Source organism: Rhizobium sp. ERR 1071 (genome assembly GCF_007828675.1).
Taxonomy (GTDB): domain Bacteria; phylum Pseudomonadota; class Alphaproteobacteria; order Rhizobiales; family Rhizobiaceae; genus Rhizobium; species Rhizobium dioscoreae.
On sequence record NZ_VITM01000004.1, the window covers coordinates 301,712 to 316,481 of the forward strand.

14 protein-coding genes are annotated in these 14,770 nt (G+C 59.8%); 5 read left to right on the top strand and 9 right to left on the bottom strand.

Annotated elements, in window-relative coordinates:
* The first annotated feature begins 179 nt into the window (after positions 1–179).
* Positions 180–1,004, top strand: coding sequence for an aminoglycoside phosphotransferase family protein (locus tag FBZ99_RS16150; protein WP_113389393.1), 825 nt, complete (start codon positions 180–182; stop codon positions 1,002–1,004).
* On the opposite strand, the gene FBZ99_RS16155 is transcribed toward FBZ99_RS16150, so the two are convergent.
* From FBZ99_RS16155 to FBZ99_RS16185, 7 genes are all read right to left on the bottom strand, one after another.
* Positions 1,001–2,383, bottom strand: a complete 1,383-nt coding sequence (locus tag FBZ99_RS16155) for an FGGY-family carbohydrate kinase (RefSeq protein WP_113350506.1) — start codon at positions 2,381–2,383, stop codon at positions 1,001–1,003. The two genes, FBZ99_RS16150 and FBZ99_RS16155, sit on opposite strands and share 4 nt — an antisense overlap.
* Positions 2,380–2,706: an L-rhamnose mutarotase gene (rhaM, locus tag FBZ99_RS16160; RefSeq protein WP_113350505.1), complete on the bottom strand. Its 327-nt coding sequence runs from the start codon at positions 2,704–2,706 to the stop codon at positions 2,380–2,382. The genes FBZ99_RS16155 and rhaM overlap by 4 nt, the downstream gene beginning before the upstream one ends.
* Positions 2,703–3,719, bottom strand: a complete 1,017-nt coding sequence (locus FBZ99_RS16165; protein WP_113350504.1) for an ABC transporter permease — start codon at positions 3,717–3,719, stop codon at positions 2,703–2,705. Before FBZ99_RS16165 ends, rhaM begins: the two co-directional genes overlap by 4 nt.
* Positions 3,716–4,720 (bottom strand): ABC transporter permease, encoded by a 1,005-nt coding sequence (locus tag FBZ99_RS16170; RefSeq protein ID WP_113350503.1) that lies wholly within the window; start codon positions 4,718–4,720, stop codon positions 3,716–3,718. The genes FBZ99_RS16165 and FBZ99_RS16170 overlap by 4 nt, the downstream gene beginning before the upstream one ends.
* Before the next feature lie 10 nt (positions 4,721–4,730).
* Positions 4,731–6,266, bottom strand: coding sequence for a sugar ABC transporter ATP-binding protein (locus FBZ99_RS16175; RefSeq protein ID WP_113351025.1), 1,536 nt, complete (start codon positions 6,264–6,266; stop codon positions 4,731–4,733).
* Positions 6,267–6,339: 73 nt separating this feature from the next.
* Entirely contained in the window at positions 6,340–7,335 is a 996-nt protein-coding gene (rhaS, locus tag FBZ99_RS16180; RefSeq protein ID WP_075853916.1) for a rhamnose ABC transporter substrate-binding protein, read from the bottom strand.
* 53 nt (positions 7,336–7,388) lie between these two features.
* Positions 7,389–8,201, bottom strand: coding sequence for a DeoR/GlpR family DNA-binding transcription regulator (locus tag FBZ99_RS16185; RefSeq protein WP_113329757.1), 813 nt, complete (start codon positions 8,199–8,201; stop codon positions 7,389–7,391).
* Between the two features lie 207 nt (positions 8,202–8,408).
* Between FBZ99_RS16185 and FBZ99_RS16190 the strand changes: the two genes are divergently transcribed.
* Positions 8,409–10,505 (top strand): bifunctional rhamnulose-1-phosphate aldolase/short-chain dehydrogenase, encoded by a 2,097-nt coding sequence (locus tag FBZ99_RS16190; RefSeq protein ID WP_113350502.1) that lies wholly within the window; start codon positions 8,409–8,411, stop codon positions 10,503–10,505.
* A gap of 220 nt (positions 10,506–10,725) precedes the next feature.
* Positions 10,726–12,018, top strand: coding sequence for an L-rhamnose catabolism isomerase (rhaI, locus tag FBZ99_RS16195; protein WP_113350501.1), 1,293 nt, complete (start codon positions 10,726–10,728; stop codon positions 12,016–12,018).
* Between the two features lie 42 nt (positions 12,019–12,060).
* Here the strand turns inward: rhaI and FBZ99_RS16200 are convergent, their stop codons facing one another.
* On the bottom strand, positions 12,061–12,771 hold the full coding sequence (locus tag FBZ99_RS16200; RefSeq protein ID WP_113350500.1) for a helix-turn-helix transcriptional regulator: 711 nt from the start codon (positions 12,769–12,771) through the stop codon (positions 12,061–12,063).
* 101 nt (positions 12,772–12,872) lie between these two features.
* Between FBZ99_RS16200 and FBZ99_RS16205 the strand changes: the two genes are divergently transcribed.
* Positions 12,873–13,271 carry a VOC family protein gene (locus tag FBZ99_RS16205; RefSeq protein WP_113350499.1) on the top strand — a complete coding sequence of 133 codons (399 nt, stop codon included), beginning with the start codon at positions 12,873–12,875 and terminating at the stop codon, positions 13,269–13,271.
* Positions 13,272–13,606: 335 nt separating this feature from the next.
* Positions 13,607–14,398, top strand: coding sequence for an HpcH/HpaI aldolase family protein (locus FBZ99_RS16210; protein WP_113329762.1), 792 nt, complete (start codon positions 13,607–13,609; stop codon positions 14,396–14,398).
* Between the two features lie 99 nt (positions 14,399–14,497).
* On the opposite strand, the gene FBZ99_RS33120 is transcribed toward FBZ99_RS16210, so the two are convergent.
* Entirely contained in the window at positions 14,498–14,647 is a 150-nt protein-coding gene (locus tag FBZ99_RS33120) for a hypothetical protein (RefSeq protein WP_015342612.1), read from the bottom strand.
* Positions 14,648–14,770: the final 123 nt, after the last annotated feature.

Genomic DNA, 14,770 nt, shown 5'->3' on the forward strand with positions numbered 1-14,770 from the left:
ATTTTAGCGTTTTTTCGAAAAATTTTGACGAGGGATGGTTGTTGCCTGCTTGCCGCAAGGGCCTAGGTAATAGGGCGGCAAAGCGAGGTGGATCTGAAAGTGGAAATCTGCATGCGGCGGATCCACATAAGCCGCGGCGTCTGTCATGGTGCGGCCCGGGCCAAGGAGATCAGTATCGCGTGAACGACAATGACGATTCGAAGGTCTATTTTGACCTCTGGCGGCTGATTCCCGACGGTACCCCGATCGTGACGCATTCCAGCCGGCTTTTTCCCGTGCGTCGTGATGGCGAGCCGGCGATGCTGAAGATCGCCGACGCACCGGAGGAGAAATCGGGGGCCGAGCTTATGGTCTGGTGGAATGGCATTGGTGCTGCGCGCGTTCTCGAGCATCAGGACGATGCTATCCTGCTCGAACGGGCAATAGGCAGCCGCTCACTTGCCGAGATGGCAAGGAATGGTGAGGACGACCAGGCAAGCCGGATCATCTGCAAGGCCGTCGCCGGGCTCCACGCCTCTCGCGGCGGCGCCTTGCCGCAATTGGTTCCGCTTGTCCACCGCTTTCGTTCGCTCGAAACCATGGCTCATTGTGAAGGCGGTATCTTCGTCCAGTCCGCGGTTGTCGCGCGCATGCTGTTGGCGGAGCCCCGCGATGTCGTCGCCCTGCATGGGGACATTCATCACGGCAATATCCTCGATTTCGCGGAGCGTGGCTGGCTTGCGATCGATCCCAAGGGCCTGGTGGGCGAGCGCGGCTTTGACTACGCCAATCTCTTCTGCAATCCCGATAATGCCGTCGCCACATCTCCCGGCCGTCTTGCCCGGCAAGTAACGGTCGTTGCCGAGGCGGCGGGAATGGAGCGCGGACGCCTGTTGCAATGGATCATTGCCTGGGCCGGCCTTTCGGCAGGTTGGCTGATCGAAGATGGCGAGGATGAACACGTCGAAGCAGCGTTGCGCGTTGCCGAAATCGCGGCGGCAGAACTCGCCAGAACCGAAGATTAGGAGATCAGGGTCCCGCGCCAGGACTGCCGATAGCGCGCCAACCCCGGCAGTTCGGTGCGAGTGGAGGAGCTGGCCGCGGCACTGATGGGTCTTATCCCCGTCAGCAAGGCGGCACCCTGGCTGGTGCCCGTTGAGCCGGCTAGTGCGATGACATCGGTGCTCGTCAAGGCAGAGAGGGCGATGAGGTAGGCGCGATTGAACGCAAAGGGACCTTCGACGAAGATTGGTCCTTTAGCGCCGATCAGATCGAGGCAGGCTTCCGTCATCAGCGCGAGATAGACGCTGACGGCGGCAAGGCGTTCGGCGGAATTGGTCGCACTGCCGATCCAACGCATTTTCCTGCCCGGAAACGGACCAGAGCCCTCGACTACATTGGGCAGTAGCATGAGGCCTTTCTCGATCACCCGTTCCAACGCGGCTTCGATTGCTTCATGGGATGCAATACCGATTTCCGCTGCCAGAATCTCGAACTCGCGGCCGCCCATGAAGCGGGAAGACGGCACGGCGCGGCCATAGGCATCGACATTGGCAAGGGTATCGCGGGCGGGATCGAGATGATCGAGATCGCCGCCGACGCCAAAACTGATAACCCATGTCCCCGTCGAGACGACGGCAAAAGGCGCTTCATTCTCGACAAGATGCGGCAGCAGCGAGGCGTTGGAATCATGAATGCCGCAATAGACAGGGACAGGCGACGAGAGACTGATATCGGCGGCAAGTGCTGGTAGCACCGGGCCTAGGGCGTCGAATGCCGAACGGACCGGCGCCATCAAGGCACGAATGCCAAGCGTGTCAACCAGGGACGAATAGCTTTGGGTCGTCGGGTTCCAGAGATCGGTATGGCAGCCAAGAGACGTCATCTCGTTGGCCGCGACGCCGGTCAGGCGAAACGCCCAATATTGCGGATAGGTCAGGATCGTTGCGACGCGGGCAAAATCAGCGGGGAAGGCGCTTTGCTGATAGTGGATCTGCGCGCCAGCATTCAGGCCACCGGATAGCCGCGGCGAAAAGGTTTCGGCAAAAGCCGGACGCACTTGCCCATAGGCTTCCTGAACGGTTTGCGGATAGATGTGTTCGTAATCGAGAACCGGCAAGGCAAGATCGCCGCCGGCGTCCAACAGGACCACCGAAGCACCGTGCGTCGTGATTGATATGGCATCGAAGCCGGGCGTGGCTGCAAAGCCCTTCAGCGCATCAATGATGAAGCGCCATAGGCTTTCGATATCGTAATGCGGGTAAGGACCTGACTTCAGGACGCTGTTTGTAGTCCTGACGGCGGCAATCTCGGCTCCGGTCCCGGCATCCAGCACAACGACCTTGGCGTTGGTCTTGCCGATGTCGATCACGGCGATGTGGCGGTAGGCTGTCTCGCTGTTCATGGCAGATGAAAGACCGTGACAAGATCGCTTTGGATGGGCGAGTTATCGGGATTGGTCGCCATGATGTCCGCCATATGTGCCCACCATTTCTTCATGATGGGATGTTCGGGCAGGCTGGCCATGGTGTGATCTTTCGGCCGGGTCAGCACGCCGAAAAGCGTATTCGTCTCGCGGTCGAGATGGATGGAGTAATCGCTGACACCTGCCTGATGCAGCAGATCCACCAGCTCAGGCCAGATTTCATCATGTCTCTTGCGGTATTCTGCTTCCATGCCTGGATTGAGCGTCATCTTGAAGGCGTGGCGTTCGTGAGCAGCGGTCATTTGGAGCTCATGGTCTTGATGCGCTTTGCCACGATCGGCAGCGCGATGGTGATGATGAGGAGGAGGCCGATGAAAATCGACATGACAATGCCGGGAACATTCAGCAGGCCAAGGCCGAAGGTGACCAAGCCCATGACGAAAGCAGCGATGACGACGCCGCCGATCGTCCCCGAGCCGCCGAGGATCGATACGCCGCCGAGCACGACCATGGTCACCACCTCCAGTTCCCATCCCAGCGCGATCGAGGGGCGCGTCGAGCCGAGGCGCGAGGTGAGGCAGACGGCGGCGATACCGCTCATGATGCCGGTTAGGAGAAACAGGATGAATTTGACCCGCTCGACTGGAATGCCCGAGAAGCGCGCAGCAAAATCATTGTTGCCGATCGTATAGACCTGCCGGCCGAAATTCGTCGCATGCAGCAGGATGGCAAAGGCGATCGCCAGCACGATGAAGAGCACGAATTCGAACGAGAAGACCCAGACGACATAGCCCTGGCCGAAATAGGCGAAACTATCCGGATAGTTGCCATAGGCCTGGTCGCCGAGAACGATATAGGAAATGCCGCGAAACAGGCTCATCGTGCCGATGGTGACGACGATTGACGGCAGCTTCAGCACGGAAACGAGGAATCCGTTGAAGATGCCGCAGACGAGGCCGACGCCGATACCGATCGCAACGAGGCCGGCCGTGTCGACGCCCATTTGCGCGGCAGCGCCCATCGCCGTCGACGCCAGCGCGATGATGGCTGCGACCGAGAGGTCGATTTCGCCCGCGATGACGAGCAGCGCCATGGCAAAGGCGATCATCGCCTTTTCGGTAAAGTTGAAGGTCGCGTCCGAGAGATTGAACGGATCGAGGAAATAGGGCGAGGCCAGCGAGTTGAAGATGAAGATCGCGACCGCGACGCCGAAGAGCAGTGTTTCCCAGCTTGCCATGATGCGCTTGAAGGGCGTGCCGAGGCGATCAGGAATGGCGCGCTTTTCCGCGGTTGCCGCTTGCGAACCGTTGCTCATGCGTGTGCTCCCTGGCTGGCGGTGTCCTTTGCGGCTTGATCGCGCAGGATGATGCGGCCGCGGTTGCGTTCGCGCCGGGCGTTGAAGACGACGGCAAGGATGATGACGGTGCCTGAAATCGCCATCTGCGTGAACGGCGAGATGCCGATGACCGGAAGTGCGTTCTTGATGACGCCGAGGAAGAGGGCGCCTAAGACCGCGCCGGCGACTGAACCGACACCGCCGGCGATCGATATGCCGCCGATGACGCAGGCGGCTACGCTATCGAGTTCGAAACCATTGGCGATATCGACATAGGCGACCGCATAGCGCGAAACCCAAAGGTAGCCGCTCAGTCCCGCGAGCGCACCAGAGAGGACGAAGGCGAGGAAGCGCGTCCAGCCGACATCGATACCGGCATAGACGGCGGCAACCGGATTGCCGCCGCTGGCATAGGCCGAGCGGCCGAACTGCGTGTAGCGCAGCACCAGATACATCATCAGAACGATGGCGATACCGATCCAGGCAAGCACCGGCAGGCCGAGAAGCGGCGTGCGCGGCACGTTCAGGAAAATCGGCGTGAATTGATGCGCATTGACCCAGGCGCCGCCCGATAGGACGAATGCCATGCCGCGATAGATCGTCAGGGTGCCAAGCGTGACGACGATCGGCGGGATTTCCAGCGCCCAGACGAGATAGCCATTGATGGCGCCGAGAGCCGCGCCCATCAGGATTGCCGTAATGACGAGTGCGATCAGCGGAATATCGGGATAGGATGCGTTCAGCATTGCAACCGCCATGCCGGTCAACGCCAGATTGGCGGCAACGGACAAATCGATCGATTTTGTCAGGATGACCGTCATCTGGGCGAGCGCGAGGATGATGAGGATCGATGTGTCATTGAAGATATTGGCGAGATTGGCGGGCTCGGCAAAGCCGGCTGCGCGCGTCGCGAAGCCGGCGATCATCACGACGATGATAATGGCGAGCAGAGTTTCGCGCTTTTTGAGGATGCGTGGCATCCCGTCCTCCCTATGCATTTCCAGTGGCGGCGCGCACCAAGGTTTCCGGCGTGAGCCCCTCGCGCTCGAAAAGGCCAGCGGACAGGCCTTCCTTCATGACCAGCACACGATCCGACATGCCGAGGATCTCGGGCAGTTCGGAGGAGATCATGATGATGCTGAGACCTTCAGCCGCCAATTCGCTGATGAAACCATGGACGGCGGCCTTTGAGCCGATGTCGATACCCTTGGTAGGCTCGTCCAGAATGATGATCTTCGGCTGCGTCGCCAGCCACTTGCCGATGACCACCTTCTGCTGATTGCCGCCAGACAGCGTGCCGACGGGCACGGAAAGTGCGGCAGCGCGCAGATCGAGCCGCTCGGCATATTTGCGGGCGAGAGCGAATTCGTTGGCTGCCTTCAGGAAGCCCTTGCGCGAGGTGCGCCCGAGTGAAGGCAGCGACATATTCTGATAGATCGGCATCGGCAGTGCCAGGCCGTGGCGACCGCGCTCTTCGGGCACATACACGATCCCCGCGCGAATGGCATCCTGCGGCGATCGCACTTGGATTTCCTGTCCGTCGAGCGTCAGGCGTCCGGACAGCGGTTTGGTAATGCCGAAGAGCGATTGGCAAAGCTCGGAACGTCCGGCGCCGATCAAGCCATAGACGCCGAGGATCTCGCCGCGCCGAAGCTTGAAGGAAATATCGCGGAATTCGGTGCGGTGACAGTATTTGTCGACTTCGAGAACGGTTGCACCGATCGTCACAGGCACTTTCGGGAAAGCGTCCTTGACATCGCGGCCGACCATCATACGGACGATCTCATCCTGTGGTGTCAACTTCAATTTGCCGTGGCCGACGGCCCGGCCGTCGCGGAAGACGACGAAATTGTCGGCGATCTCGTAGAGTTCGTCGAACTTGTGGCTGATGAACAGGATGGCCTTGCCCTTTGCCTTCAATCCCTCGACGATGCGGAAGAGATCATCGATCTCCTTGCGGGAGAGAGCGGCGGTGGGTTCGTCCATGATGACGATGCGGGCCTCGATCGACAAGGCGCGTGCGATTGCCACAAGATGGCGCTGCGCGATGGAGAGGTCCTTCAAGCGGGTTGTCGGATCGATCGCGCTTTCCAGCGATTGGAGAAGCTCTTTCGATCGGCTGTTCATCCTCTTCCAGTCGATGGTGCGCCAGGATGTGCGCGGCGCATGGCCGAGGAAGATGTTTTCGGCAACAGTCAGCTCGTCGAAGAGTACGGTTTCCTGATGAATAGCTGTGACGCCGGCATCGATAGCGGCCTGCGCATTCGCAAAGGCCATCGCCTTGCCATCGACGAGGATCTCGCCCTCGTTCGGGCGGTAGATTCCCGTGAGAATCTTGACGAGTGTCGATTTGCCCGCGCCGTTCTCACCGATCAGGGCGGTCACCTTGCCGGGATAGAGCGAAATGCTGACGCCATCCAGCGCCTTGACGCCGGGAAAGATCTGGGAAATGCCGCGCATTTCCAGAATGGCCTGATTGTTCGCGGCTGGTGCGTCCGCGATGGAGCGTTGAAGGACTGTGGTCATCAGCAATGTACCGGATCAATGAAACCAGGTCCGGCGGCTGATGCCGCCGGAGAGCTGCGAGTTCGATTTTCGATCAGAAAACCTTGGAGAACTGATCGATGTTCGAAGCATTGTAGACGAACGGATCGGCCATGGCGGCTTCGCCGTTTTCGCCAACCTTGATCTTGCCCATGCGGCCGGCATTGATCTCGCTGCCCGGCTTGCCGTCGGTCTCGCCCTTGACGAGGCGATAGGCGATCTGCGTTGCGGAATAGCCGAGATCGATCGGATTCCAGATCGCAAATTCCTTCGTCGCGCCGGACTTGATGGCGCCGGCCATTTCGGACGGCAGGCCGAGACCGGTGACATAGACCTGGCCGATCTTGCCGGCATCCTTGACGGCCTGCGAAGCGGCGAGCACGCCGACGGTCGTCGGAGCGACGATGACCTTGACTTCGGGATGCGAGGTCAACAGGCCCTGGGCTTCACGATAGCTCTTGTCGGAGAGATCGTCGCCATAAACGGTCGTGACCAGGTTGAGGCCGGGGAAATCCTTCAGCTGCTTCTTCATCTCGCCGATCCAGATGTTCTGGTTCGTCGACGTCGTCGTGGCCGACAGGATGGCGAAATTGCCCTTGCCGCCGTCGAGGTGATCCTTGGCGAGCGTCAGGCACATCTTGCCGATCAGTTCGTTGGACGAGGGGTTCAGCTGCAGGATACGGCCAGCCTTGGCGACGCCGGAATCCCAGGAGATCACCTTGATGCCGCGCTGTGCCGCCTTCTTCAGGGCCGGAACAACTGCGTCGGGATCGTTTGCGGAAATCGCGATGGCATCGACCCCTTGGGCGATCAGCGAGTTGATGACTTCGATCTGGCCTTCGGCCGTGGTCGAGGTCGGGCCGGTGTAGATCACCTGCACGCCGCCGAGATCCTTGGCTGCTTCCTGTGCGCCCTTGTTGGCGGCTTCAAAGAAGCCGTTGCCCAGCGACTTCACCACGAGGCCGATCTTGATGTCCTTTGCACTGGCCGCGCCGGCGAAAAGCGTGGCGGCGAGCGCGACGCCGATCGCCAATTTCTTTGCAATATTCATGTCACTTCCTCCCAAAGTTAATAGGCATGCTCACCCCACCTGAGCCGCGCGTCTCATGCGACCGACGGGGAATCTTCCTCCTCGGCTTCAGCCGAAACATTTGCAATAATGAGCGAAATGCCCGCATCCTCGATCATGCGCATGGTTTCGGCGGTAACACCGTCGTCGGTGATGATGGTCGAGACCTGATCGAGCGGGCAAAGGATCAGGCTGGAGCGCTGGCGGAATTTGCTTGAATCCACCATGACGACGAGTTCGTCGGCCTGGCGCATGAGCTTCTGCTCGCTCTGGATGACCAGCGCGTCGGCTTCCATGACGCCCAGCGGGCCTACGCCCTGCGCACCGATGAACATGCGCTGAGCATAGAAATTGCGGATCGTATCGTTGTCGAAGGGCGAGAGGATCAGGCTTTGTTCGCGATAGATCGCGCCGCCCGGCACCGTCACGTTATTCTTCGAATGCTTGACCAGGTGTTCGGCGATCGCGAAGGAATTGGTCATCACCTGCAGCCGGAAGGCCGAGATATAGTGAACCAGCTGGAATGTCGTCGTGCCGCCATTGATGATAATGGCGTCGCCGGGATTGCAGAGTTCGGCCGCCTTGCGCGCAATTGCGCGTTTCCTATCGATGTTGACGGCTTCGGATACACGAAACGGCCGCGCGGCCAGATTGCCGAGCTGCGGAGGATGGATCGATTCCGCTCCGCCGCGCACACGCCTGATCTTTCCCTGTACGTGCAGGGCAGCGATATCACGGCGTATCGTCGCTTCCGAAGCCTCGGTCAGCTCGGAAATATCCTGAATCGTCACGACAGACTTTTCCTGTACGGCGCTCAGAATAATGCGATGGCGTTCGCGTTCGTGCATTGGCTCCTCCTTGTCGGCGGTTATTTCGCAAATATGACAATGTGTCAATCATAAACGATCATAAACTTTCATATTGCATCGCAACATTATCGAATTTGATCGTTTTCGATTGACAAGGCGACTATACGTGAGCGATACCCTGCTCACAAAGGGCGGTTCCATCATGATCCGATCTGCCCGAAAGACTTGATTTCAAGGGAGGATGACATGGCGGCTGGCGTTCAGCTTCTGGAAAACCGTTGGGATGATGCACATGCTGATGGGCTCGATGAGCCTGGCAAGCTGCTTTATCGGTCGAATCTGCTCGGTGCCGATAAGCGTATCACCAACTATGGTGGCGGCAACACGTCGGCCAAGGTCATGGAAACCGATCCGCTCTCCGGCGAGAAGGTTAGGGTGCTCTGGGTCAAAGGCTCCGGCGGCGATGTCGGCACCATCAAGCTTGACGGTTTCGCCACGCTTTATCAGGACAAGCTGGACAGCCTGAAGAACATCTATCAGGGCGTTGCAGACGAGGATCGCATGGTCGGCTTCCTGCCGCATTGCACTTTCAACCTCAACGCCCGTGCCGCTTCGATCGATACGCCGCTGCATGGCTTCGTGCCGTTCACCCATGTCGACCACATGCATCCGGATGCCATCATTGCCATCGCCGCCTCGAAGAACTCGCGCGAGCTGACGCGCGAAATCTTCGGCGACGAGATCGGCTGGCTGCCCTGGCGCCGTCCGGGCTTCCAGCTCGGCCTTGATCTCGAAGCCTTCGTCAAGGCGCATCCGAATGCCAAGGGTGTTGTTCTCGAAAGCCATGGCCTCTTCACCTGGGCCAACGACGCCAAGGAATGCTACGAGCTGACGCTCGCGATCATCAACAAGGCGATCGAATGGTTCGCAGCCAAGACCGAAGGCAAGACGATTTTCGGCGGTGCCATCACCCAGAGCCTGCCGCAGGCGGAGCGTCGTGCGATCGCCGCCCGGCTAATGCCTGAGATCCGCGGCCGCATCGGCAAGGCCGAGCGCAAGCTCGGCGATTTCGACGACCAGGATGCCGTGCTCGAATTCGTCAACTCAAAAAACCTTCGCCCGCTTGGCGCGCTCGGCACCAGCTGCCCGGATCACTTCCTGCGCACCAAGATCCGGCCACTGATCGTCGATTTCGATCCGGCCAAGCCTGATGTCGATGCCGTCATCGCCGGCCTCGACAAGGCATTGGAAGATTACCGCGCCGACTACGCACGCTATTACAATGATTGCAAGCATGACAATTCGCCGGCCATGCGCGATCCGAACCCGGTGATCTTTCTCGTGCCCGGCGTCGGCATGCTGTCCTTTGCCCGCGACAAGGCGACTGCCCGTATTGCTGGCGAGTTCTACGTCAACGCCATCAACGTCATGCGTGGCGCCTCCACGGTTTCCGAATATCAAGGCCTGCCTGAGCAGGAAGCCTTCGATATCGAATATTGGCTGCTGGAAGAGGCAAAGCTGCAGCGTATGCCGAAGCCGAAAAGCCTCGCCGGCCGCGTTGCCTTCGTGACCGGTGGCGCCGGTGGCATCGGTCGCGCCACGGCCGCCCGGCTGGTAGGCGAGGGCGCCTGCGTCGTTTTGGCTGATATCGACCAGTCGGCACTTGAAGATACCCAAGCCGATTTTGCCAAGAGATACGGTGCGGATGCCGTGCGCAGCGTTAAGCTCGACGTGACGAAGGAGGATGCCGTTATATCCTCCTTCGCTGAGGCTTGCGTCGAATTCGGCGGTATCGACATTCTGGTCTCGAATGCAGGCATTGCTTCGTCCGCGCCGATCGAAAGCACCGAGCTTTCGATGTGGAACCGCAATATCGATATCCTCGCGACCGGTTATTTCCTCGTCTCGCGCGAAGCCTTCCGGCTGTTCCGCCGTCAGAACCTGGGGGGCAATGTCGTTTTCGTCGCGTCGAAGAACGGTTTGGCGTCCTCGCCGAATGCCGCTGCCTACTGCACGGCAAAAGCCGCCGAGATTCATCTCGCCCGCTGCCTGGCTCTGGAAGGTGCGGAAGCCGGCATTCGTGTGAACACGGTCAATCCCGACGCCGTGCTGCGCGGCTCGAAGATCTGGAACGGCGAGTGGCGCGAGCAGCGCGCTGCTTCCTCGAAGATTGAGGTGGACGAGCTGGAGGAACATTACCGCAAGCGCTCGATGCTGAAGCTCAATGTTTTCCCCGAGGACATTGCCGAGGCGATCTACTTCCTGGCATCGGATCTTTCCGCCAAGTCGACGGGTAATATCATCAACGTCGACGCCGGCAACGCGCAGAGCTTTACGCGGTAGTTGGCCGCACTTCCTTCTCCCCACTGGGGAGAAGGTGGCCCAAAGGGCCGGATGAGGGGGCGCGGCAGATGCAGTTCTATCTTTCGCTCACGCTCAAGATGGTCGTCGCTCCGCTCCTTATCCCCTCATCTGCCCGTTGGGCATCTTCTCCCCGCGGGGGAGAAGAGGGAATAAGCTGATCGAAACGCCGATATTTCGAATAACGCATTGGGAGGAAAGAATGGCCGAATACAGGATCGCGCCCGATCTGGTCGCCGCAGAAAACGACAAGCGCGCCGCCGCATTGAAATCCGATTATGAGGCGCTGGGCGCCACGCTCGCCCGCCGCGGCGTCGATATCGAAGCCGTCACAAAAAAAGTTTCGGAATTCTTCGTCGCGGTCCCGTCCTGGGGTGTCGGAACCGGCGGCACGCGCTTCGCCCGTTTCCCCGGCACCGGCGAGCCACGCGGCATCTTCGACAAGCTCGACGATTGCGCCGTCATTCAGCAGCTGACGCGGGCAACACCAAGGGTTTCGCTGCATATTCCCTGGGACAAGGCCGATGCGAAGGAATTGAAGGCGAAAGGCGATGCACTCGGCCTCGGCTTCGACGCCATGAACTCCAACACTTTCTCCGATGCGCCCGGTCAGGCGCATTCCTACAAATTCGGTTCGCTGAGCCATGTCGATGCGGCGACCCGCGCCCAAGCTGTCGAGCACAACATCGAATGCATCGAAATCGGCAAGGCGATCGGCTCGAAGGCGCTGACGGTATGGATCGGCGACGGCTCCAACTTCCCCGGCCAGACGAATTTCACCAAGGCCTTCGAGCGCTATCTCGCCGCCATGGCCGATATCTACAAGGCGTTGCCAGATGACTGGCGACTGTTTTCCGAGCACAAGATGTACGAGCCGGCCTTCTATTCGACGGTCGTGCAGGACTGGGGCACCAACTATCTGATCGCGCAGACGCTCGGCCCCAAAGCGCATTGCCTTGTCGATCTCGGCCATCACGCGCCGAATACCAATATCGAGATGATCGTCGCGCGCCTCATCCAGTTCGGCAAGCTCGGTGGCTTCCACTTCAACGATTCCAAGTATGGTGACGACGATCTCGATGCCGGTGCCATCGAGCCCTACCGCCTGTTCCTCGTCTTCAACGAGCTGGTCGATGCGGAACGGCGCGGAGTGAACGACTTCAATCCGGCGCATATGATCGACCAGTCGCATAACGTGACCGATCCGATCGAGAGCTTGATTTCCAGCGCCAACGAGATCCGCCGCGCCTACGCGCAGGCGCTGATCGTCGATCGCGATGCACTTAGCGAGTATCAGGACGCGAATGACGCGCTGATGGCATCGGAAACGCTGAAACGCGCCTATCGCGCCGATGTCGAACCGATCCTGGCCGAAGCTCGCCGCCGCGCTGGCGGTGCCATCGATCCGGTCGCCACCTACAGGGCGAGCGGTTATCGCCGCAAGGTTGCCGGAGAGCGTCCGGCTTCCGTTGCCGGCGGCGGCGGTATTATCTGAGATTATCGGGTGCCGGCACAAAATGGCGCCGGCACCCGATGCCTATCGCGCCTGCCCCAATTGCTGGAGTTCGGCCTCTCGCCAGGCGGACCAGCGACGCCGCAATTCGCCTGGCCGCAGGCCATAGTTTTCGTCGAGCACCTCGACCGCGAGAATTCGCTCCGTGCGGAAATGCCGGAAGCCTCCACGTAGCTCGCACCACGCCACCAGAATGCGGCTCGTGTCGGAATAACCAAGGATGACGGGCCAGACGATCCTTGTGCTTTCCGCGCTCGCATCGGACCGATAACGCAGGCGAAGTTTTCGTCCTTCGCGGATTGCCGCCCGCAGCATTGGCAGGTCGATGTTTTCCTCTTCGGATTCCTGAAGAAGCGGTTTGGCGCCGACGCTCGGCTCGAGGATGAAGGGGCGCAGGTGCTCGGGCACGATGGCAGTGATCTTGGCAACCACATCGCGTGCGGCATTGGCAAGGGCCTTGTCGGCGCGGCTTGCAACCCATTGCGCTCCGAGGACGACAGCCTCGATCTCCTCCGGTGTCAGCATCAACGGCGGCATTTCGTAGCCGGGCGAGAGGAGATATCCGAAGCCGGCCTCACCCTCGATCGGCACGCGCTGGCCCATCAGATCGGCGACGTCGCGATAGACCGTGCGTTTGGAGACTTCGAGCTCACCCGCCAGCGCGGCAGCGGTCACCGGCCGGCTCGACCGGCGCAATATCTGTATGATCTGAAACAAACGGTCGGCGCGACGCATTCCTGCTGACTCCTGCTGTCAGTATGGTGGCAACAGCCTTATGCAACAAGAGCCTTCGAGCGCCAACGATATGTTCGGCCGGCCTTTTGAAGGAGTATGCGATGAAACTGGCATCCACGCGTCTGATCGCCTCAGACATCAGGAAAATGGTCGGCTTTTATGAGATGGTCACCGGCCATCGGGCCGAGTGGCTGGCACCGGTCTTTGCCGAGATCGTCACCCCCGCGGCGACGCTTGCGATCGGGAGCGTCGAGACCGTCGCTCTGTTCAAGGAGGGCAGTGCCGAGCCCTGCGCCAATCGCTCTATCATCATCGAATTCCAGGTTGATGATGTCGATGCCGAATTCGCAAAGCTAAAGGACATGGTGGAGGTCGTGCACGAACCGAAGCTGATGCCATGGGGCAACCGGGCAGCGCAGATCCGCGATCCCGAGGGTACGCTCATCAGCCTCTACACGCCTGTCACGGACTTTGCGAAGCAGCGTTTTGCTGGACGTTGAGCGATAAGGCGCCGGCGAAATCCTGCGGTTGGGCGATGCCGTCTGCCTGTCGGCATTTCTCGTCTTCAGTCACGCCTTGGCGTCTTGCGAGCGTGACCAACCGACCTAAATAACTGCATATTTGTCATGGTCGTCTGGCAGATTTGAAATCATCTTTCGGCACGACAACCGAAGATGGTCGCAGCCGTGCTTCGTCGATTTGCTTCAGTCGCATGTGCACTTTCGAGTGGCCCGACAGTGGGAATTGGGTATTGTCGCTTGCAACGGCTCGCCTTGATTTGACGGTCGAGGCTGGCAAAAAGCAGAGCCCTGCTGTTGATAGGTGAGGAAAGACGATGACGACTGACATGAACGGTTTTACCGGACGCCTGAAACGCCGCGAGAATGGCGGCATGATCTCCGGCTGGGTCGGCATACCCGATCCGATGCTCGTCAATCATCTGGCGCAGGAAGACTTCGACACCATCGTGCTCGATATGCAGCATGGCATGTGGAACATGGAGTCTGCCGCCAACGGGATTGCCTATGTGCGCCTGGCCGGCAAGCCGGCGATTGCCCGCATTCCCGTCGGCGATTTTGCCTCTGCCTCGCGCCTTCTCGATGCGGGCGCCTCCGCGATTATCGCGCCGATGATCAATTCTGCCGATGATGCGCGCGCGTTGGTGCAAGCGACGAAATATCCGCCGCTCGGTGAGCGGAGCTGGGGGCCATCGCTGGCGCTCAATCATTTCGGCCTGCCAGCTGAAGATTATCTGCAGAGCGCCAACAGCCTGACCGCCACCATCGCCATGGTGGAAACCCGCATGGCACTCGATGCGATCGACGAGATTCTCGCGGTCGACGGCATCGATGGTATCTTTGTTGGCCCGTCCGATCTTTCGATCGCGCTTTCGAACGGCGCCCGTCTTGCACCCGATAGCGCCGCGATCGATCAGGCGCTTGCAACCGTGCTGGCACGCTGCCGCGCCCACGGCAAGGTCATTTGCGCCTTCGGCGGCGATGGCGCCCGCGCCGGGGAATATCTGAAGCTTGGCCTCGATCTGGTTATCGCCGGCACGGAAACGGCGCAGCTGCGCGCCGGCGCCCGCACGGCCATTCAGGCTGCGCGAAAAGGCGCTGATTCATAATCGGCTGAGATAAAAGCTGCCCGAGGTATCCCACGGGCAGCGGTGGTTGCGCTAGAGCCGGATGATTTAGGTCTGTTCAACCTAAAATCTGGATCCGCTCTAGTTCACCAGCTTTACATAGCAGGGCCGATAGGTCTCGGTACCGCAGCCGCCACCGACCGCTTGTGCCGGCGTGATTGTGTTTTGGATGGCGATTGCCGCGAGCGCGACGGCGATGATTGTCAAAACAGTTTTGGTGTATTTGTCCATGAGTTTCCCCTAATGATAGAATGACTAACGATATGCATCTTAAAATTGCTTTTCTGAATGCGGGCTGAATACAGATGCTCAAGGTTGTGCCCCGATGTCGGGTGATACTATCGGATAACAGCC

Bases quoted from the DNA above. Each gene is read 5' to 3' on its own strand.
- FBZ99_RS16155 (WP_113350506.1), bottom strand. From the start codon at position 2,383: ATGAACAGCGAGACAGCCTACCGCCACATCGCCGTGATCGACATCGGC.
- rhaM (WP_113350505.1), bottom strand. From the start codon at position 2,706: ATGACCGCTGCTCACGAACGCCACGCCTTCAAGATGACGCTCAATCCA.
- FBZ99_RS16165 (WP_113350504.1), bottom strand. From the start codon at position 3,719: ATGAGCAACGGTTCGCAAGCGGCAACCGCGGAAAAGCGCGCCATTCCT.
- FBZ99_RS16170 (WP_113350503.1), bottom strand. From the start codon at position 4,720: ATGCCACGCATCCTCAAAAAGCGCGAAACTCTGCTCGCCATTATCATC.
- FBZ99_RS16175 (WP_113351025.1), bottom strand. From the start codon at position 6,266: ATGACCACAGTCCTTCAACGCTCCATCGCGGACGCACCAGCCGCGAAC.
- rhaS (WP_075853916.1), bottom strand. From the start codon at position 7,335: ATGAATATTGCAAAGAAATTGGCGATCGGCGTCGCGCTCGCCGCCACG.
- FBZ99_RS16185 (WP_113329757.1), bottom strand. From the start codon at position 8,201: ATGCACGAACGCGAACGCCATCGCATTATTCTGAGCGCCGTACAGGAA.
- FBZ99_RS16190 (WP_113350502.1), top strand. From the start codon at position 8,409: ATGGCGGCTGGCGTTCAGCTTCTGGAAAACCGTTGGGATGATGCACAT.
- rhaI (WP_113350501.1), top strand. From the start codon at position 10,726: ATGGCCGAATACAGGATCGCGCCCGATCTGGTCGCCGCAGAAAACGAC.
- FBZ99_RS16200 (WP_113350500.1), bottom strand. From the start codon at position 12,771: ATGCGTCGCGCCGACCGTTTGTTTCAGATCATACAGATATTGCGCCGG.
- FBZ99_RS16205 (WP_113350499.1), top strand. From the start codon at position 12,873: ATGAAACTGGCATCCACGCGTCTGATCGCCTCAGACATCAGGAAAATG.
- FBZ99_RS16210 (WP_113329762.1), top strand. From the start codon at position 13,607: ATGACGACTGACATGAACGGTTTTACCGGACGCCTGAAACGCCGCGAG.
- FBZ99_RS33120 (WP_015342612.1), bottom strand. From the start codon at position 14,647: ATGGACAAATACACCAAAACTGTTTTGACAATCATCGCCGTCGCGCTC.